This window comes from Kribbella yunnanensis, assembly GCF_039529655.1.
GTDB classification, from domain to species: Bacteria; Actinomycetota; Actinomycetes; order Propionibacteriales; family Kribbellaceae; genus Kribbella; species Kribbella yunnanensis.
Window position 1 is genome coordinate 444,508 of record NZ_BAAANF010000003.1, and the last position, 18,688, is coordinate 463,195.

Sequence of the window (18,688 nt, forward strand, 5' to 3'; positions counted from 1 at the left end):
ACCAGAGAGTCAGTCGTCGGCGAGCATCGCAACCATGGCGCTCCACGGGACCGGCTCCTGCGCTTCGACCGGCCCCAGCTCCCGCTCCACCCACGGCTCACCGACGATGTAGAGCCCCGGTGTCTTGAGGCCCAGCCGCTCTGCATGCGCCTGTACGGCGGCCAGCAGCCGCACGGCGTCTTCCAGCGGCCGTCCGACCCGGACCAATGCCAGTGCACCGATCCGCAACGTGTTCAGCGCATACGGGTAGTCCTCGTGCAGCAGGAACCGTGCCAGCGCAGTCCGAAGCGCAGCCAGCGCCCGCTCAGCAGAGTCCGGCCGCAGCGACGGGTGCCGCAGGTACAGCTCCCCCACGACCTGATTGGCCCAGCCCTTGTTCCAACCGCGGCTCTGCTCCTGCAACACATCGGCGTACTCGATCATCGCGGCGCTGTCGGTCGTCTGCTTCAGCAATGCGACGGTCCGGACCGACATGGCGGCCGGGATCATCACCTCGATCCCCAACCGCTCGCAGTACTCGATCAGCTGCCCAGTCACCTCCTGCGTGACCTTCAGCGGCGCAGTCAGCGCACATCCGATCGCCAGGAAGAACAGGGCCTCGGCATAGTCGCGGGGCGAAGCGTCAGCCGCGATCTGCGGGATCAGGTCGAGCACCACGTCGACCAGCTCCGCCGTACCCGCCTGATCGCCCGAGAAGTACGTCAGCGCCGTCAGTGTGTTGAGTGCCCGAATCCGATCGAGCACCGAGGCGTCGGGCGCAGCAGCGAGCGCCGAACGCAGCATCCGAATCGCCTCGCCGTGGTGAACCCCGCGGTACAGGTAGACGCCCAACGACACCGCAGTGAGCAGCGCTGTGTCCGGGTCGGCGGACAGGTCATGGGCGAAGCCGGCCCGCAGGTTGGGCAGCTCACGACTCATCATGCGCACGAAGGCGCCTGCTTGGGTGCCGCGGATCGAGTCCGCACAGCGTCCGGCGAGCAGCCGCACCCAGCGGGCCTGCACCAGCCGTGTCTCAGCCGGATCCGGGTCGATGCTGCGGCAGTAGGCACGGATGCTCTCCAGCAGCACGTACCGCGTCGGCTCGGTCGATGTGTCGGCCACTACCACCGACCGCGTCACCAGAGCGGACAGCGACTCCAGTACGGCGGTCTCCCGGCCCGGCCAGATCGTCTCGGCCGCCTCCAGCGTGAAACCACCCTCAAACGCCCAGAGCTTCAGCAGCAGCTCACGGTCAGCCGGATCGAGCAGATCGACACTCCAGCCGATCGCAGCCTCCAGCGTCGTGTGCCACGCGAGTGAACCTCGCGGCACCGGTCCCAGTACGGCGAACCTGTCGTCGAGCCGGTCCGCGATCTCGCCGAGCCCGAGCACCCGGGCCCGTGCGGCCGCCAGCTCGATGGCCAGCGGCAGACCGTCCAGCGCAGTAGCGATCCGTCGGGCAGCAACGAGCTCACCCGGGTTCGGCTCCCAGCCAGGTCGCACTGCCCGCACGCGATCCACCAGCAGCTCAACAGCGGGCTCACCAGCGTCAGTGGTCCAAGGCAACGGTTGGACCGACACAGTGATCTCACCGTCGACACCGAGCGGCTCACGACTCGTTGCGAGTATCCGCAGCCCCGGACAACTCTGAGTCAGTTGGTCGACCAGCTCGGCCGCTGCCGCAACCACGTGCTCGCAGTTGTCCAGCACCAGCAACGCCGACGCCGTACCGATCCCGTCAACGATCGCAGCGACCGGATCACCAGTGACCACCACACCGACCGCATCAGCCACGGCGGCAGCGACACCAGACCCGTCCGGTACGTCGGCCAGCCGGGCCGCCCAGGGATCAGCAGCCGGCCCCAGCGTGGCCAGGTACTCGACCATGAGCCGCGTCTTCCCCACTCCGGCCGGGCCAACCAGGTTCACGAGCCGATGCCGGTCCAGTCGCGATGTGAGGACCGCCAGTTCGGCAGAGCGGCCAAGGAACGTCGTCAACGGCCGCCTGATCGGCACTGGCCGTACGACACGCATCGGCGCGGCCAACCGCAGTCGCGGGTCGTGCGCGAGCACCTGTCGTTCCAGCTCCAGCAGTTCAGGCCCTGGATCGACGCCAAGCTGTTCGGCCAGCAACGACCGCACCTTGCGCAGTGTCGCGAGCGCATCACCTTGCCGGTCGCACCGGTAGAGCCCGAGCACGAGCAGCGCCCAGCGACGCTCACGCAGCGGCTGCTCGCGAACCAACTGCTCCAGCTGTACGACGGCCTCGGCCGCGTCCCCGGTCCCGAGCCGTGAGGCCGCCAAGTCCTCCAGCGCCACCTCGCGCAGTTCCGTCAACCGCCCGCGCTCTGCCCCAGCGATCTCATCCGGCAGCTCGGCGTACGGTTCACCCCGCCACAGGTCCAGTGCCTCGGTGAGCCGGGTCCGGGCCTGCTCCGGCCGGTCTCCGGCCAGTTGGCCGCGCGCAGCCTCGATCAGCTCGCCACAACGCCGTACGTCGATCTCGTCGGCGTGCAGGAAGTAGCCAGCCGGTGTGCGGCCCAGCCGATCCCGGTACGTCGTCCCGAGGGCGGACCGCAGTCTCGAGACGTACGCCTGCATCGCGGCCGCTGCCTTGGCCGGTGGCTGGTCGTCCCACATCGCCTGGGCGAGCCGGTCGTCGGAGACCGGTTTGCCGTCCGCCAGCGCGAGTGCAGCCAGCAACCGCCGGGGCAGCGCTCCCCCGACCTCGACCGCGGCCCCGTCAACCAGCACTCGAACGGGCCCCAGAACCCGGCACTCCAGCACCCGGCCACCATAGCGGCGCCCGACGGCCGCGCTAGGCATTACCTCCAGCGCCAGGCGGCCGGGCGGGGGCGCGGCGCCTGCGGTGGTGGGCCCAACCGCCGTTCCAGCGCCACCAGGGCCGGTCCGGGATCCAGACCGAGCTGATCGGCGAGCAGTGCCCGGAACCGGCGCAATTCGGCGGCAGCCCGCTCCGGCTGGCCCGTCTCCAGGTAGGCGAGTGCCAGCAGCTCCCACCGGCGCTCCCGGTACGGGCTGTCGGCAACGAGTCGGGTCAACGACCGCAGAGCGACCCAGGGGTTGCCGAAGGCCAGGCGGGCAGCTTCGACCTCCTCCAGGGCCAGCTCGTGCAGCTCGACCAGTCTGGTCCGTGCGCCGACCACCGCCGGAGAGCCGGCCAGGTCCTGCCAGGGCTCACCCCGCCAGAGCTCCAGGGCAGCTTCCAGGTCCTGGATCGCACCGATCGCATCGCGGATGGACAACCGATACAGACCAGATGCGACCAGGTCGGCGAACTGTTGGTGGTCGGTGGGCACCGCGAAGCAGTACCCCGATGGCGTTCGCTCCAGGCGCTCCCCAGCTGCACCCAGCGCGGTCCGCAACCGCCAGACCAACACCCGCAACGCCTTCCGCGCGTTCTCGGGCCAGCCGTTCGGCCACATCAGGTCCGCCAGCTCCGGGTCGGACACCGGGCGGCCTTCCGCGAGGACAAGCGCAGCCAGCAGACGTCGTGCCTGCACGCCGTTGAGCGCCAACGCTGCGCCGTCCACCTCGAGTTCCAGCGGGCCGATCACTCGGCACGAGAGCCGCTGCTCCACGCTGACTGTCGTCATGCGAACACAGTCGTCCGCGGACCTTGCAATCCACCTGCAAACCTACGGTCGACGCCTCTCACTGACCATCAGGATCCCGGCCAGTGCGCACAGAACAGCCAGTGCGCCGACCGCCAGGACCAGTCCGGCCTCCAGACCGCGTGGCACGTAGTTGCAGGACACCTTCCGCGCCTTGGGCCCGACCGGTACGGCGATCAGCCCCGACAGCGACTCCGGAGCCTTGGCGGCCTTGCCGTCGACCGAGCACTGCCAGCCCGGTGTGTTCACGACGCCGAGGACCATGGTCCGAGCCTGCCCGGCTTTGAACCGCGCAACGACGTCATGCCCGCCGACCTCGACCTCAGCCGGTTTGCTGCCCTGCAACGCGGTAACCGCTGCTTTCAGCCGCTCCGGGTCCAGACAGCCGATCGCGCCGACCGGCAGCCGGGTCGGCCCGGACACCCGGATCTGAACATCGGCCACGCCGTTGGGGCGCGCCCTGCCCACCCACAGCACCGGAGCGCCGGTATAGGTACCCGGGCGCTTCGCCGAAGGCTTCAGCACCTGCCGCCAGCCGTCACCACTGATCATCACGTCGCCGACGAACTCCGGGCCGCGCAGATAGACACCGTCCCCCGGCTGGCAGGAGGCGGTCAGTCTGAGCTCCACAGGATCATCAGCACCCGGCAGCGGCCGCATACCGATCCCCCAGTCCCGCTGTGCAGCCGTAGCGCCCTTGGACGCACGCACCTGCACCTTCGGGACGGTGTAGACATCAGCACCCAGAGCAGTCTCCTGTACGCCGAATGCGCCGGGATCCGTGGACTCCCACGGCTTCTCCGGTCGCAGTGTCACCAACGGACCCGCCTGCCGCTTAATCAGCGTGAACGTCCCCCGCGGCCCTTCCTGCACTCGCGCACCGACCGCGAAGACCGAGTCGATCACCGGGTTCTTCGGATCGATCGGAGCCCGGCCATAGGAGCTGTAGCCGAAGCCTAGGTCGACCAGTGCCTCCGACAACGACTGCTGGATCGTGCTGGTGTAGTACTCGGCGCCCTGACCGCCAATCAGCATCGGGTCGTTCACAGTCGTGTACTGGCTCGCAGAGACGCGCTGCTGCGGCCAGTCCTCGGCAGACTGCACCAGTGCGCGAATCGACTCCTGTTTGGCGCCCCACGGCTGGTAGTCGCGCATGAACTTCGACCGAGCCTCGTCGATCGCCACCGACGACAACGTGGTCTCGACAAGCACGGCAGCGATCAGAAGCCCCGCCGCGATCCGTCGTACCCACAGCTGTTTTCCCGGACGCCACCGCGTCAGCAGGAACGCCAGTACGGCGACACCGGCAACCACTGGTACGACGTCGCGCGTGGTCGGTGTGATCGTCGGCAGGTCGGACACCTGCGCGAACAGTGCGCCAACCAGCACCAGCGGCACGGCCACCGCCAGGAGGTTCCGCACACCGGATGCGAGCGACATCCACCCCAGCACCACCAGCATCCCGGCCACCACGAACGCCTGCCGGTACGGGCTCCCGTTCGGTGAGTCGAACCCGTGCCACACCCTGTGCGGGTACTGCAGTTGCAGGCTCACCACAGTGAGCACCACACACGCAGTCCAGATGAACCGCTCCGACCCCGGCACGGCACGGTTGAACGGGAAGCTCAACGCGAGCAGGAGCATCAGGGTGCCGACAGCCAGCCCGGGTGACGTGCCAACGCCCTCAGAGCCCGGCAGCAACCGCGAGAGGAACTCCGTCCAGCCGAGCGGCGTGAACACCTCGTCCGGACTCGGTGTCGCCGTCTGCACCAGCCAGTACGTCGGCAACAGCAGCGGAGCGGCCAGTGCGATCCCCACGCCAACTCCCACCAGGCATCGGAACCCGCCCTCAACCCGACGGGTAAACAAACCACCGTCTGGATCAGACAGCACCCGGGCCAGCACAACCACTGCTGCGCCCAGAGTCGCCATGTAGACCGTGTAGAAGTGCGACATCCACAGCAGCGCAACGACGAACGGCGTCACCACCAGCGCTGTCAGCGACCGCTTGCTCCAGATCCACTCACACAGCAGACAGATCACCGGGAAAGCGATCAGACCGTTCAGCCACTCGGTCATGTACGCCGCATCGTCGATCGCCCAGCCACAGGTCGCGTAGGACACTCCGGCGAGCGCCGCGAGCCACAGCGGCCCGGCAGGTTTCAGCAAGCGCAGGTACGCCGTCATGGCGGCCGCGGCGGCGCCGATCGCAGCAATGGCGATCACGTACATCGCCAGGTCGATGCGGTCCCGCGGGAACAGCAGCACCATCCACGACAGGCTGGTCCCGAGGTAGCCCATGAAGTCGCCGATGAACGGGACGCCGTACCCGCTGGACCAGTTCAGCAGGAAGTCACCCGGTGCCTGTCCGGTGAGCAGGTCGCGCAGATAGGCATGCATCGGGACGAACTGCTGGCCGAGGTCGTTGGTGTTCCGCGGCAACGCACCGAACGGATACGTGCCGCGGATGATGCCCGACGCGACGAACGTCGCCGCAGCCGCCAGAGCGGCCGCCGGCACAGGGGCCCAGCGCCAGGCTCGCCACGTTCGCAAGGGCTCCCCCGTGATTCGTCGTACTCGTGGCTCGGGGCAGAGCGGCCAGTAGCAGGAGCGTAACAGAGGGTCAGGTTGTTCTGTGGGTACGAGGGTAGGGTGAAATTCGTGGATCAACTCGGAGCGGACGAGACGATCGAGCACTGGGATCGCCGGCACCGCAGACTCGGGGCGCTGCGCTCGGGCGGCGACGCCGGGTACGACGAGTTCAGCAACGAGATCTTCTATTCGGTCCGGCTCGGCCGGCTGCTCGACATCATCGGCGACCGGACCGAGTACGCCGCCCCGCTGCGCATCCTGGACGCCGGTTGCGGCAAAGGCTGGTTCGCGCATTCGATGGCGCGCTTCGGCCATGCGGTCGACGGGATCGACGTCAGCGAGCATGCGATCGAGCTGTGCCGTGCGAACGCGACCGGCCACAGCAGCTTCCACCTGTCGCCTCTCGCGGACTGGCAGCCGCCGTACCTGTATGACGTGGTCTACAGCATCGATGTGCTCTTCCACATCATGGACGACGCGCTGTGGGAGGCCTCAGTGCTGAATCTGGCCGCACTGGTCCGACTGGGCGGACTGCTCCTGGTCGTGGACCATGAGTCCGATGTGGACCGCACTTGGTCGTTCTACCAGCGCACCCGCGCACTGCAGCGGTACCAGAGTCTGCTGGAGCCGGTGGGGCTGCAGGTGGACCGCTTCGTTCCCTACGGCTTCCGGGGCGCTCCGACCGGCTTCCTCGTCCTGCAAAGGGTGTTCTGAATGCAGCTCAACGAACTCGTCCGGTCCTGGCTGCCCGAAGGCGGGACAGTCGTCGACCGCACCGGTTCCGAGCACGCCTGGCCGCCGCTGATGGAGGTGGCCGATGTGCCGACCAAGGACGCTCTGATCGCCGTCACGGCGGATGGCGACCTGTCGGAGACTGCACCCGGTGATGTGGTGCTGCTGCTCCTGCCGTGGGCGCCCCACGAGCTGCCAGTCGGGTCACTGATCCAGAAGCTCGTGACAGCCGGGCTGCAGGCTACGGAGGCACATCCACTCGCAGACACCGCATGGGGCGCAGCCGTCATCTGCCGGCGCGTCGATGACGAGGTGGGTGAGCTGCATGCCTACCTCGACCGCTCGCGCACGTCGGGGCCGCTGACCGGCCGGACGCTACTGCGGCTCGTTGACGAGCACATCGTCGAGGGGCTGGTCCGGCGGACGCAGGAGCAGCAGTTGGCTGCCGTCACAGCAGAACGCGACGCGCTCCGTGTGGAACGCGCCGCGCTGAAGAAGCTGCTGTCAGACGACCTGGGGTGACTCCTGCTCCGCCTCGGCCGGCACGACCGGGACGGGGAGCTCACCAGGTGCAGCGTCGATCGTCTGCGGTGCGGGCAGCCGGAGATAGGCCAGCCGGGCCGCCTCCTGCCGTCCGCGAGTGATCGCGTCCAGCACGTACCCGACGGCCAGCACCAGGATCGCGACGATGCCCATCGTCGAGGCCAGGATCGCGGTCGGGAACCGCGGCACCAGACCGGTGTCGACGTACTCGACGATGACCGGTACACCGAGGATCAGCGACACCACGCCGAAGACCGCGGCCAGGATGCCGTGGAACAGCGTCGGCCGCTCCAGCCGCGTGACGCTGAGGATCCAGCGCAGGATGCGCATGCCGTCGCGGTAGGTGCGCAGCTTGCTCTCACCACCGGTCGGACGCTCCTTGTAGCCGATCGCGAGCTCGGCCACCGGAACCCGCAGGTGCAGCGAGTGGATGGTCAGCTCGGTCTCGATCTCGAACTCCTGCGCCAGCGCGGGGAACGACTTCACGTAGCGCCGCGAGAAGACCCGGTAGCCGCTCAGCATGTCGGTGATCTGCCGGCCGAACAGCGCGCCGACGGTACCGGTGAGCACCCGGTTGCCCAGGGTGTGGCCCGGCCGGTACGCCTCCTCGTTGGTGTGCTTGCGGACACCGACGACGTGGTCGTACGGCCCCTGCAGCAGCACGCGGACCAGATCGCCCGCCCGGGCGGCGTCGTACGTGTCGTCGCCGTCGATCAGCACGTAGACGTCGGCGTCGACGTCGGAGAACGCGCGGCGGACCACGTTGCCCTTGCCCTTGCGGGACTCGTGCCGCACGATCGCACCGGCGGCCCGGGCCAGCTCCGCGGTGTCATCCGTGGAGTTGTTGTCGTACACGTAGATGCTGGCCGTCGGCAGCGCGGCGCGCAGCTCGGTCACCACCTTGGTGACGGCGACGGCTTCGTTGTAGCACGGCACGATCACAGCGATGTCCACGCCGGCGAACTCCTGCAGGTCAGTCATGATTGGCTTTCTCTACTTGCTCGCGCCCGGCGTCAGCCAGGTCCCGAGAACTGCGCTGGACATGGTTCCGTCGTGCACTGCGCGCACGTACTCCGGGCCGCGCGCGGCGACCGCGCGGGCCGCCTCACGGTCGGCCACGATCTGCTCGACGACCTCGCCGATGGTGGTCGGGTCGGCGTGCACGATCGGCAGGTCGCGGCCGGTCACCGAGCTGACGTGCTTGCGCACGTCCTCGTCGACGTTCACCACGACCACCCGGCCGGCGGCCATCGCCTCGCACGCGGTCACGCTGTACGGGCCGAGCACGAACTGCTCCAGCACGATGTCGGCGCCGGCCATCGCGGCCGGCATCTCCTCGCTCGGGATGTCGGTCAGCCGCCGGTACTCGATCAGGCCCGCGTCGTGCAGCGGCTGCATGGCCGCCTCGACGTACTCGGTGCCCTTGAAGCGCGGGTTGGTCGGTGCGTGCAGGACGATCGGACGCTCCCGCTCCAGCACCGGCTCGTCGTTGGCCCAGCGGTCCGGCTCGATGACGACCGGCAGCCACTTGGCGCCCGGTACGTCGACCAGCAGGTCCGGGGTGGACACGAAGGTCGGCCCGTCGAAGGTGTTGAACAGCGTGCCCTCGCGCTTGGCCTGGGCCTCCAGCCGGACGAAGAAGTCGTCCCGCTCGTGGAACGGCGACCACTGGTGCGTCTCGGCGTGCCGGCTCGGCAGGCGGACGTCGGAGCCGTGGGCGACCAGGCCGACGTTCACACCGGCCTCCTTGAGCGTCTTCACGTCACCGACGGCGTTCCGCGCGAAGCGGGTGCCGAAGACCGGGCGACCGGCCTCGATCAGCACGTGGGTGTAGTTGCCCTTGGTCAGGTACTCGACCTGGCGGTCCTGCCACACCCGGTCGTCCAGCAGCTCGCGCTCGACCTCGATATCGGCCGGGAACCGGTACGCACCACCGGCGTACTGCATGTTCTTGGCCTTGACGCCCTCGAGGTGGCGCTCGGCCGCCCGGGCCCAGGTGGTGCCCTGACCGGCGAAGTTGGCCGGGCCGACGAACAACCGGACCTCGGACTTCGGAACCTCCGGGGTCGGCGGCAGTGCGGCCTCGCGGCGCTTGCGGTCGACGTTCGCGGCCAGTGTCTTGCCACCTTCGGTCACGGCCCGCTTGCTCCGCCCGAGGATCTTGCGTGCCGGAGCCGGGAGCATCGCGAGCACCCGGCTAACAGTGGAACCCATGGTGTGAAGCTGACCTTCCTGCTGTGACTGAATGGACCGACCGGACATGAACGCAGCGGTGGTCACCCTGGAGGTTACCGGGTCTCCGGCCCAGTACCGGACCGGAATGCCGTGACGCAATGTCATGCCGCGGTCAAGATTTCCGGAACCGCGGGCACGCCTATTGTGCCGTGTCCTCGATCCGGGCCAGCCACGTGGCCAAGATCTCCTCCAGCCGAGCTGCCTCATCAGGCATTAGGACGCCGACCAGACGCCTTTCGTTGTCCATGTGAGCAGCAAAAGCGCGGTCGATCAGCCGACGGCCCGCAGGGGTCAGCCGGACCACCCGTCCGCGCCCGTCGTCGTCACTGCGCCGCCGAACGACCAGACCGGCCGATTCGAGCCGGTCGACGCGTTTGGTGACCGCACCTGTCGTCACCATCGTGTGTACGGCGATCTCCCCCGGCGCCCGCTCGTACGGCGCTCCGGCGCGGCGCAACGCGGCCAGTACGTCGAACTCGCCTTCGGTCAGCCCGAATCGCGAGTAGAGCAGCGTCAGCTCACCAGTCAGGTGCTGTCCGATCCGGTGCAACCGGCCGATCACGCCCTGCGGACTGGTGTCGACGTCCGGCCGTTCGAGCTGCCACTCCGCTTGAATCCGCGCCACATGGTCCACGGTTCGACTATATCTTCCCGGGAAGATAAAATGTCTTCCATGGAAAATACCTACCGGTGGGCCGCCGTGACCGCGATCGCACCGGTGGCCTGGGGCACGAACTACTTCGTCACCCACGAGTACCTGCCGGCCGGATACCCCCTGTACGGCGCTGTGTTCCGCGCACTGCCCGCCGGACTGCTCCTGCTCGCCCTGGCGCGTCGGCTACCGCAGGGGGTGTGGTGGTGGCGCTCACTCCTGCTGGGCGTGTGCAACATGGGCGCGTTCTTCGCACTCGTCTACCTGGCCGCACAGCTGCTACCTGTCAGCGTGGCCGCCACCATCATGTCCGCAGCACCGATGACGATGGCGTTGTTCGCCTGGGCCCTGCTCTCCGAGCGCCCCGCAGCCGCCGTACTGGTTGGTGCGGTGGCCGGCTTCGCTGGTGTCTGTCTGCTGCTGGGCGGCGGCGGCGCGATCAACTTGAGTGGAGTGGCAGCTTCGGTTGCCGCACTGACGATGTCGTCCTGCGGCTACGTCCTCGCCAAGAAGTGGGGCCGCGCCGACGGGCCACTGGCCACCACGTCCTGGCAGCTGATCGCCGGCGGACTGGTCCTCATCCCCTTCGCGCTGCTCTTCGAAGGCCGACCGCCCACCCTCGACCTCCCCGCCATCGCCGGCTTCGCGTACGTCGGCCTGGTGGCGACCGCACTGGCCTTCACCGCCTGGTTCACCGGGCTACGCCATCTCGACGCAGCCACCGTCGGCCTGATCGGACTGCTCAACCCAGTGACCGGCGTACTGCTCGGACTGCTCTTCTCGGCCGAGTCCCTGACCCCGCGTCAGGTCCTCGGCCTTGCCCTTGTCCTCGGCGGTATCAGCCTCAGCCAGGTTCGGATCAGGCCGAGAAGAGCAGCAGTAGGCCTCCCATCGTGTACGCGACCATGACCACCAGGAGTGGGATCTGCCCGGCTAGCGCGCGGCCACGTGGGAACAGTGCGACTGCTCGGTCGTGGGCCGAGATCACGCCGAGGAGGTGGCCGATCACTACAGCACCGACCTGGACGCACGCGACCGCAGTGGTGTGGTTGGTGATGCCTGCGTTCACACCGTTCAGGCCAGTGCCGAAGACGTTCCAGCCACGGCTGAGTGGATCGCTGAGCTGGTTGATCGTCCGCTGACCTTCCAGGACGAGCAGAGTGAAGTAGTGCGCGACCACGTAGCCCAGAACGATCGGCACCACCGAGTGCGCGAACAAGCCCGGCAGTCTGGTCCGTGAGCTGTCCGACATCCGTCCTGCGAGCACAGTGGCCGCGGAGTAGGTGACCAGGACGAACACCACGAAGCCGACCAGTGCGAGCGTTCCGAGCAGAGTCTGCGAGTACCCCGAGTTCTGGGCCCAGCCGATCCACCTGCTCGATCGCGAGAAGCCGTCGTACGCGGTAGAGCCGAGTAGTGCCGCCACTAGTCCGACCAGACCCGGGCTGGGTGTCAGGCTGTCCAGGTTCTCCAGTGGACGGCGTAGGACGATCACACCGTCGCTCCGGCGTCCCCACGGCGACAGCTTGGCCATCAGGGTCGCGTAGGCCTCGAACGGGTCCGCAGCGGTGAACCACCGGTCCCCGAACAACACGGCGCCGAACATGACATAGACGACGTACAGAGCGAGCCAGGCCTGTACCACCAGCAGCGTTGCGCGGTCCGGTGCGACCAACTCGAGCCAGGCGAACGCGAAGATGCCGAAGGCGGCCGGCCAGAGCCCCACGCGTGGTGAGAGCTCAAGCAGACCGCGCCGCGGGTCATGGCGGAGCACTCGGCAGGCCAGCAGGTGCAGTGTGCGGAGTGGGTTGAGAGTGCGCCACACCGGACCAAGTAGCAGGGACACCGGCACCAGGCCGACCCAGACCAGGATGTAGACGAATCCGAAGATCGGGTTCGTCAGCCGGTCCACTCCGGCCAGCAAGGCCATCGCGGCGTACCCGAAGAGGGCGAGGCCGAACAGCCGGACCGCCCAGCGGAACCACGACGAATCGAGTGCGGTGCGCAGTCCGGCCGGGAGCGGCGTACCGCTGGCCGCACCGCGGTACTTCGGCGACCGCCACGCGACGGCCAGGATCACGAACGACAACGCGATCGCGATGCCAGCGCCGGTGACCGCCAGCCCGAACGGGATCGGCAGGTCCTGGCGGCCGCCGATCCCGTGCAGCGGCAACATCACGTCACCTGCAGTTTGAAGACGAGCTTGCCGCTCTCGTGCGTCTCGACCTCGAAGACGCCCTTGTCGTCAGCGGTGAACTCCACCGACACCGACTTGCCCGGCTTGAGGTCCAGCGTCTTGTCATAGCCGTGGACGTGGAGTGATTCGGGCACATCGCTGACAGCAGTGATGCGGACCTTCTGGCCGGTCTTGGCCTTCACCACGGCATCGGCGGTGGAGATCTTCCCGCCGGCGATCTTCACGTCGACGCTGACATCTGCAGCCGGTACGACGGGGGTCGGCGTACTGGACTGTGTCTTGGTCGGCGCGGTCGTCGGCGCAACGGTGGGCTGGGTGGTCGGCGGGGTACTGGGGGTGCCCGCGGTCGGGGACTCGGCAGTACCGCAACCGGTCAGGACGAGGGCGAAGAGTGCAGCGGCGACTACGCCGCGAAGTGACAGCCGCATGACGGCTTCCTTCCGGACAGCACGCAGTGATGCGTGAACGAGTGAGATCAGCAGCGAAAGCAGCTGACCGTCACGTCCGCAGGATGCAGAGTCTCGTCAGATCTGGAGCGTCTGGAACCACCGCGCGCAGCCAGGGCAGGCGTCGGCCCGGTGACCGCGGCGGCACGTCACCGAACCGCTGCCGGGACAGCAGCAGCCCGAGCCCGAGGAGCAGTACAGAGCCGATCAGCAGGGCGCAGGGCACCAGCAGGTGCTGGTGATCGGAGGTGTCCACAGCCAGAGTGAGTGGCGCCACCATGGCTACCTGCTCGAGCCGCTCCACAGCACCATGCACTCCGAGCGGCACCGTGACGGCCGTCTGAGTGACCGCGGACGGCTGCGGCTGTTCACCGGGTCCGTGCAGCGCGAGCAGGCCGATCAGCGCACCCAGGATCACCAGGGAGCGCAGCAGCTGCGATCGCGTCACGTCCATCACAGGGCAGGGTACCGGGACGGACGTTGGCGTCAGCTACGGCACGGTGCGACACTGGGCACAAGACAACGCTGTGAGCCGGGCAGGTGGGGACCTAGTGAGCTCGGTGGCACCATCCAGGGGGGACATCGTGAAGGCGGGAAGCAGTCGGGCGGGCATGCCCACAGTGGTGGCATTGGTGATCCTGGCACTGGGCGCGGCCGGGTGCTCAAACGCAGCGGGTTCGCAGTACGTCGGTGAAGACGTACCGACCACTGCGGCGCCGAAGCCGACAGCCGGCAGCAAGAAGCCCACGACAAAGCCGGCAGCAACAGACTGCACGAAATCGACCCGTCGGCTTCCGGCGCTCACCGCAGCGGACGGGGTCCGGCTCGAGGCGGCAACCGACGTCTCCCGGACCACACTGCTGCTCAAGAACACCGGCAACCTGGCAGTGATCGTCGTACCGGATGCGAAGTGGAACACGCGGGTGCTGCCTGCACCGTTCGCCAGTCCGACCGACAACGCATCCAAGACTGCGCAGACCGCGGTCTCGAACAGCGGCATCCTGTCGCCGCAGGTCAAGCTGCCGGGCAATGTCCCGTCCTCGCAGGCACTCATCGTGCCGCCAGGATGGGCGGTCTGCGGTCTGACCGACGACGCGAGCGAGGTGGCCGGCCTGCGCTACCTGCGGGACAAGACCGCCAGCGCGGAGTACTTCGTCCTGAAGGCCCTGGCCGACCAGGCGGTCGCTGTGAAGACACCTGCGCCCCAGACGCTGTACGCCGGGCTGTTGCGCTGCGGCAAAGCCACCAAACTGCTCCTCAAGGAGCGGGTGGACCTGCAGGACATCGAGTTCTACGCAGAGCTACTCAGAACCGGCAGTCCGTGCCAACTGGCCTTCGAGACGATGTTGCCGAGCCAAACGGCGGCCCAGCGAGCCATGGCGAAGGCCTTGAGCCGGCTGGAGCGAGTGCCGCATCTGCAGGAGAACACTCCACTCCTCGAGGCTCAGGCCTCGACCTGATCCCAGGGTGGTCTCCGGGGCCGATCAGGGTGATCTCCAACTGTCTGGAGACCCTCTGACCGTCAGACTGGTCTCAGACCAGTTCAGACTCGGAGGCAACAGAACATGATCGGCTTCATCGTCGCGGGACTCATCATCGGGGCGCTGGCGCGGCTCTTCACCCCGGGCAAGCAGCGGCTCGGCCTGCTCGCCACGCTGCTGCTCGGCCTGGCGGGTTCCGTCATCGGCGGCACGATCGCGAACATCCTCGGCACCGGTGGCATCTTCGAGCTGAACGTGCTCGGCTTCATCGCCGCCGTGATCGCCTCGGTGATGCTGGTCGGCACGGCCGAGCGGCTCGCCGCCAAGAAGTGATCTGCCAGAAGTGATCTGAAGCTTCAGCGGTCCTCGCCCGCGTAGGCCGGGCGAGGTTCGCGGCCGACCGGCTGGGTCGGCCGGCCAAGGAGCGGGATCCGCTTGGCCAGCTGCCGGGTGACCGGCGTACCGGCCGTGACCGTGAGCTCCTCCCCCGCGTGCCGGAGGGTGATGCTGGCGTCCTCGCCGTCGCGCACCGAGTAGGTGACCGACCCCGAGTCGATGTCCACCGTCAATCTGACACCACGCCACCGGACCGAGAAGCACAGTCCGCTCAGCCCCTGCGGCAAAGCCGGGTCGAACGCCAGCACACCGTCCCGGTCCCGCAGTCCGCCGAAGCCGGCGACCAGTGCGGTCCAGGCACCGGCCAGGGACGCCATGTGCAGCCCGTCGCCCGTGTTGTTGTGCAGGTTGCGCATGTCGATCAGTGCGGCCTCGTAGGCGTAGTCATAGGCCAGATCCAGATGACCGACCTCAGCCGCCATCACAGCCTGCACGCAGGCCGACAACGACGAGTCACGCACAGTCAGGCGTTCGTAGTACTCGAAGTCGCGGGCCTTCTGCTCGGCTGTGAACGCGTCACCACACCAGTACGCCGCCAGAATCAGATCGGCCTGCTTGACCACCTGCATCCGGTAGAGCTGGAAGTACGGCGCGTGCAGGAGCAGCGGGTACTTGTCCTTGTAGCCCTCGAAGTCCCAATCCGCATAGCTGGTGAAGCCCTCGGACTGTGGGTGTACGCCGAGCTCCTCGTCGTACGGGATGTAGACCGCAGCGGCCGCGTCGCGCCAAGCCGCCTCTTCCTCACTGTCGACACCGAGTGTGCGAGCAACACCGGGGAACTGCATAGCCAGTTCAGCCGCGGCCCGGAGGTTCCGCGCGGCCATCAGATTGGTGAAGACGTTGTCGTCGGCAACCGCGCTGTACTCGTCCGGACCGGTCACTCCGGGCAGATGCCATCGGCCATGGCGGTCATGGTGCCCCAGTGAGGCCCAGAGCCGCGCAGTCTCGACCAGGAGCTCCAGCCCGACCTCTTCGACGAACTGGTCGTCACCGGTGGCGCGGTGGTACCGCATCACCGCTTCCGCGATATCCGCGTTGATGTGGAAGGCCGCCGTACCAGCTGGCCAGTAGCCGGAGCACTCCTGACCACGGATGGTCCGCCACGGGAACGCCGAACCACGCAGACCCAGTACGTCGGCCCGGTCCTTCGCCAGGCTCAGTGTCGAGTGCCGCCAGCGCAGCGCGTCGGCTGCCGCATCCGGCATGGTGTAGGTCAGCACCGGCAACACGAAACCCTCGGTGTCCCAGAAGGTGTGGCCGTCGTACCCAGCACCGGTCAGGCCCTTGGACGGGATCGCTCGCCGCTCTGCGCGAGCACCTGCCTGCAGCACGTGGAAGAGCGCGAATCGCACCGCCTGCTGCAGTTCTGGGTGCCCTTTGACCTCGACGTCGGCACCGTCCCAGAAGTCGTCCAGGAACTCGGCCTGCTGCTTCACCAGTCCGTCCCAGCCCGAGAAGCGCGCACTGGACAGTCCGGCCGCCACCTGATCCCGGATCGCGGTCTCCGACCGCAAACTCGACCAGCCGTAGGACAGGTACTTCACCACACGCAGCTTCTCGCCGGGCTGGAGCTGACAGATCACCGTGGTCCGCGCCCAGTCCTCCCGGACGTCCTGGTCCATCGCGAACCGGGTCGGCGCTTCCACCTCGTGCACCATCGCCGCAGCCATCAACTGCCGGCTTTGCGTGGTTCGGTGGATCAGTACGACGCCGTTCTCACCACCGTCGTGGCTCACCGGCTTGAGCGGGTTGTCGAGCACCGCTGCGACCCGTGGGTCGTCGGAGAGCGTCGGCTGCGCCTCGTTGGCGACCAACTCGGACTGGATCACGAACCGGGCCGGCTGGTCGACCGCCTCCACTGTGTACTCGATCGCTGCGACCGCACGCTGGGTCAGCGACACCATCCGCCGGCTGCGCACTCGGATGCGCTTACCTGCTGGGGATGTCCAGTCCACATCCCGTTCCAACAGACCGGTCCGGAAGTCCAGCGACCGCTCGTGCCGACTCAAGAAGCCATAGCGGACATCGAACGGCGAGTCGTCGACCAGCAGCCGGATCAGCTTGCCGTTGGTGACATCCACGAGCGTCTGGCCGGACTCCGGGTAGCCATAGCCGGCTTCGGCGTACGGAAGTGGTCGTTGCTCGTAGAACGAGTTCAGGTAGGTACCAGGGATCGCATACGGCTCTCCCTCGTCGAGATTGCCGCGCAGACCGATGTGCCCGTTCGACAACGCGAACAGCGACTCCGACTGCGCAAGGTCGTCAAGGGCCAGCCGAGTCTCGCGCAAGCGCCATGGCTCGACAGGGTGGTGTCCACGATCCATCATCGGTCTGCTCCGTCCAGCAGCTCAGCCAGATCCTGTACGACGACATCCGCGCCATGTGCGGCGAGTTCGGCGGCTTGCCCGACGCGGTCGACGCCAACCACCCGCCCAAAGCCCCCGGCATGTCCAGCGGCGACACCGGCCAGCGCGTCCTCGAACACCGCCGCCTCGGTCGGGTCGACCCCGAACCGCCGGGCGGCCGCCAGGAACGTGTCCGGCGCCGGCTTCCCCTTCAGCCCGTCGGTGCGGATCGTGACGCCGTCCACGATCTCCTCGACGTACTGGGCGAGACCTGTCACGTCGAGAACCTCCCGCGTGTTCGCACTCGACGAGACCACCGCCCGCCGCAGTCCGGCCCGCTCAGCCGCCTGCAGGTACCGCCGCGACCCCCCGAACACGTGCACCCCGTCCGTGCGGATGCGCTGCTGCACCGCCTCGTTCTTGCGGTTCCCAAGCCCGTTCACCGTCTCGGCGTCCGGTGGATCATCCGGCGTCCCCTCCGGCAGTGTGATCCCCCGAGACGTCAGGAAGTCCCGGACACCGTCCATCCGCGGCTTGCCGTCGACATAGTCGTCGTACTCCGCCCGTGCGTCGAACGGCCGGAACGGAACACCCTGCCGCTGCGCATAGTCGCGAAGGAACTGGTCGAACATCTCTTTCCAGGCGGCGGCGTGCACGGCCGCGGTATCAGTGAGCACCCCGTCCAGATCGAACAGACAGACCCGGATCCCCGTCGGCAGTCCCAGCATCAGCACCCTCTCGCGTCGTCGGGCCTTCCGCTCCAGACTAGTCAGACGGCCCCCACAGACACGCCACCCCAGCCATGACAGGCCGATTACGTGCGCTCAGCAGATGCGGATGGACGAGTTGGTCTGGTAGGCGTCGATCGCTGCGCGGCACAGCGTCTCGGAGAGGGCCGCGCCCGCCGTACCGCCTCCTTCCATGAGTGGTAGCTCTAGCGGGAAGCCTGCGAGCGGCTCGTCGAGCACGGGTCCGTACAGGTCGGTCGCGAAGTCCAGGTTGTACCAGCTGTCCTGACCGACCAGCCGTTGCAGCCAGGCGGACTGGAAGAGGAGCCGGGGCACAGACCCGAGCTGGAAGCCTTGGCCATCAGCCTTCAGCCGGACTGGCTCCGGCAGGTCGACCGGGACGAACAGACTGTCCACGCCGGCCACCAGCAGGTGATCGAACGTGGGGCGGAGCTCGTCCGGGAGCATCGCGTCGAGCTCGAGCAGTTCCATTAGCGGCTGCCGGTAGCCCATGTGCACAGAACCCCCGATGCTGCGTGGCTCAGTGTGCGAGGGCAGCCCCTGCGACGCCAGGTACTCGTTCGCCACTGCGAACATCTCCAGGCTGTACTCGTACCAACTGCTGTCCTGTTCGGCGCCCGGCTCGTCGATCCCGTCCAGCGGCCCGACGTGCAGATCGAAACCCATGCGGTCAAGCTAACAAGTACGGCGCGCAGTGGCGCCGTAC

At 67.8% G+C, this 18,688-nt stretch carries 17 protein-coding genes; 5 read left to right on the forward strand and 12 right to left on the reverse strand.

What is annotated here, in order from left to right:
* Positions 1-9: 9 nt before the first annotated feature.
* From ABD231_RS06705 to ABD231_RS06715, 3 genes are all read right to left on the reverse strand, one after another.
* Entirely contained in the window at positions 10-2,733 is a 2,724-nt protein-coding gene (locus ABD231_RS06705) for an ATP-binding protein (RefSeq protein WP_344146642.1), read from the reverse strand.
* Positions 2,734-2,804: 71 nt separating this feature from the next.
* Complete coding sequence (locus tag ABD231_RS06710) at positions 2,805-3,596, reverse strand: AfsR/SARP family transcriptional regulator (protein WP_344146645.1); 792 nt, start codon at positions 3,594-3,596, stop codon at positions 2,805-2,807.
* A 42-nt stretch (positions 3,597-3,638) separates the two neighbouring features.
* Positions 3,639-6,167, reverse strand: a complete 2,529-nt coding sequence (locus ABD231_RS06715; protein WP_344146648.1) for a YfhO family protein — start codon at positions 6,165-6,167, stop codon at positions 3,639-3,641.
* Between the two features lie 108 nt (positions 6,168-6,275).
* Between ABD231_RS06715 and ABD231_RS06720 the strand changes: the two genes are divergently transcribed.
* Both ABD231_RS06720 and ABD231_RS06725 read left to right on the forward strand, forming a co-directional pair.
* Positions 6,276-6,920, forward strand: coding sequence for a class I SAM-dependent methyltransferase (locus ABD231_RS06720; RefSeq protein ID WP_344146651.1), 645 nt, complete (start codon positions 6,276-6,278; stop codon positions 6,918-6,920).
* Positions 6,921-7,460: a hypothetical protein gene (locus ABD231_RS06725; protein WP_344146654.1), complete on the forward strand. Its 540-nt coding sequence runs from the start codon at positions 6,921-6,923 to the stop codon at positions 7,458-7,460.
* On the opposite strand, the gene ABD231_RS06730 is transcribed toward ABD231_RS06725, so the two are convergent.
* The 3 genes from ABD231_RS06730 to ABD231_RS06740 all read right to left on the reverse strand — a co-directional run bounded on the left by ABD231_RS06730 (position 7,443) and on the right by ABD231_RS06740 (position 10,350).
* Complete coding sequence (locus tag ABD231_RS06730) at positions 7,443-8,462, reverse strand: glycosyltransferase (RefSeq protein ID WP_344146657.1); 1,020 nt, start codon at positions 8,460-8,462, stop codon at positions 7,443-7,445. The two genes, ABD231_RS06725 and ABD231_RS06730, sit on opposite strands and share 18 nt — an antisense overlap.
* 12 nt (positions 8,463-8,474) lie before the next feature.
* Complete coding sequence (locus tag ABD231_RS06735; RefSeq protein ID WP_344146660.1) at positions 8,475-9,695, reverse strand: hypothetical protein; 1,221 nt, start codon at positions 9,693-9,695, stop codon at positions 8,475-8,477.
* A 160-nt stretch (positions 9,696-9,855) separates the two neighbouring features.
* Entirely contained in the window at positions 9,856-10,350 is a 495-nt protein-coding gene (locus ABD231_RS06740) for a MarR family winged helix-turn-helix transcriptional regulator (RefSeq protein ID WP_344146663.1), read from the reverse strand.
* Between the two features lie 39 nt (positions 10,351-10,389).
* Here ABD231_RS06740 and ABD231_RS06745 point away from each other — a divergent pair, with 39 nt between their 5' ends.
* Positions 10,390-11,277 (forward strand): DMT family transporter, encoded by an 888-nt coding sequence (locus ABD231_RS06745; protein WP_344146666.1) that lies wholly within the window; start codon positions 10,390-10,392, stop codon positions 11,275-11,277.
* Here the strand turns inward: ABD231_RS06745 and ABD231_RS06750 are convergent.
* From ABD231_RS06750 to ABD231_RS06760, 3 genes are all read right to left on the reverse strand, one after another.
* Positions 11,228-12,544, reverse strand: a complete 1,317-nt coding sequence (locus ABD231_RS06750) for a hypothetical protein (protein WP_344146669.1) — start codon at positions 12,542-12,544, stop codon at positions 11,228-11,230. The two genes, ABD231_RS06745 and ABD231_RS06750, sit on opposite strands and share 50 nt — an antisense overlap.
* The gene (locus tag ABD231_RS06755; RefSeq protein ID WP_344146672.1) at positions 12,544-12,993 is read right to left on the reverse strand and encodes a cupredoxin domain-containing protein; all 450 of its coding nucleotides are present in this window, start codon (positions 12,991-12,993) and stop codon (positions 12,544-12,546) included. The genes ABD231_RS06750 and ABD231_RS06755 overlap by 1 nt, the downstream gene beginning before the upstream one ends.
* Before the next feature lie 70 nt (positions 12,994-13,063).
* Positions 13,064-13,465: a hypothetical protein gene (locus tag ABD231_RS06760; protein WP_344146675.1), complete on the reverse strand. Its 402-nt coding sequence runs from the start codon at positions 13,463-13,465 to the stop codon at positions 13,064-13,066.
* Between the two features lie 157 nt (positions 13,466-13,622).
* Here ABD231_RS06760 and ABD231_RS06765 point away from each other — a divergent pair, with 157 nt between their 5' ends.
* Together ABD231_RS06765 and ABD231_RS06770 are read left to right on the forward strand one after the other, a co-directional pair.
* Positions 13,623-14,471: a hypothetical protein gene (locus ABD231_RS06765; protein WP_344146678.1), complete on the forward strand. Its 849-nt coding sequence runs from the start codon at positions 13,623-13,625 to the stop codon at positions 14,469-14,471.
* Positions 14,472-14,576: 105 nt separating this feature from the next.
* Entirely contained in the window at positions 14,577-14,825 is a 249-nt protein-coding gene (locus ABD231_RS06770) for a GlsB/YeaQ/YmgE family stress response membrane protein (RefSeq protein ID WP_344146680.1), read from the forward strand.
* A 23-nt stretch (positions 14,826-14,848) separates the two neighbouring features.
* Here ABD231_RS06770 and ABD231_RS06775 read toward each other — a convergent pair whose 3' ends face one another.
* The 3 genes from ABD231_RS06775 to ABD231_RS06785 form a co-directional block, all read right to left on the reverse strand.
* Positions 14,849-17,215: a glycoside hydrolase family 65 protein gene (locus ABD231_RS06775; RefSeq protein ID WP_344146682.1), complete on the reverse strand. Its 2,367-nt coding sequence runs from the start codon at positions 17,213-17,215 to the stop codon at positions 14,849-14,851.
* Positions 17,212-17,961 carry a beta-phosphoglucomutase family hydrolase gene (locus ABD231_RS06780; RefSeq protein ID WP_344146684.1) on the reverse strand — a complete coding sequence of 250 codons (750 nt, stop codon included), beginning with the start codon at positions 17,959-17,961 and terminating at the stop codon, positions 17,212-17,214. Before ABD231_RS06780 ends, ABD231_RS06775 begins: the two co-directional genes overlap by 4 nt.
* Before the next feature lie 96 nt (positions 17,962-18,057).
* A complete protein-coding gene (locus ABD231_RS06785; protein ID WP_344146686.1) occupies positions 18,058-18,648 on the reverse strand; it encodes a hypothetical protein in 591 nt (196 codons plus the stop codon).
* Positions 18,649-18,688: the final 40 nt, after the last annotated feature.

Bases quoted from the DNA above. Each gene is read 5' to 3' on its own strand.
- ABD231_RS06710 (WP_344146645.1), bottom strand. From the start codon at position 3,596: ATGACGACAGTCAGCGTGGAGCAGCGGCTCTCGTGCCGAGTGATCGGC.
- ABD231_RS06725 (WP_344146654.1), top strand. From the start codon at position 6,921: ATGCAGCTCAACGAACTCGTCCGGTCCTGGCTGCCCGAAGGCGGGACA.
- ABD231_RS06730 (WP_344146657.1), bottom strand. From the start codon at position 8,462: ATGACTGACCTGCAGGAGTTCGCCGGCGTGGACATCGCTGTGATCGTG.
- ABD231_RS06735 (WP_344146660.1), bottom strand. From the start codon at position 9,695: ATGGGTTCCACTGTTAGCCGGGTGCTCGCGATGCTCCCGGCTCCGGCA.
- ABD231_RS06745 (WP_344146666.1), top strand. From the start codon at position 10,390: ATGGAAAATACCTACCGGTGGGCCGCCGTGACCGCGATCGCACCGGTG.
- ABD231_RS06750 (WP_344146669.1), bottom strand. From the start codon at position 12,544: ATGTTGCCGCTGCACGGGATCGGCGGCCGCCAGGACCTGCCGATCCCG.
- ABD231_RS06755 (WP_344146672.1), bottom strand. From the start codon at position 12,993: ATGCGGCTGTCACTTCGCGGCGTAGTCGCCGCTGCACTCTTCGCCCTC.
- ABD231_RS06760 (WP_344146675.1), bottom strand. From the start codon at position 13,465: ATGGACGTGACGCGATCGCAGCTGCTGCGCTCCCTGGTGATCCTGGGT.
- ABD231_RS06765 (WP_344146678.1), top strand. From the start codon at position 13,623: ATGCCCACAGTGGTGGCATTGGTGATCCTGGCACTGGGCGCGGCCGGG.
- ABD231_RS06770 (WP_344146680.1), top strand. From the start codon at position 14,577: ATGATCGGCTTCATCGTCGCGGGACTCATCATCGGGGCGCTGGCGCGG.
- ABD231_RS06775 (WP_344146682.1), bottom strand. From the start codon at position 17,215: ATGATGGATCGTGGACACCACCCTGTCGAGCCATGGCGCTTGCGCGAG.
- ABD231_RS06780 (WP_344146684.1), bottom strand. From the start codon at position 17,961: ATGCTGGGACTGCCGACGGGGATCCGGGTCTGTCTGTTCGATCTGGAC.
- ABD231_RS06785 (WP_344146686.1), bottom strand. From the start codon at position 18,648: ATGGGTTTCGATCTGCACGTCGGGCCGCTGGACGGGATCGACGAGCCG.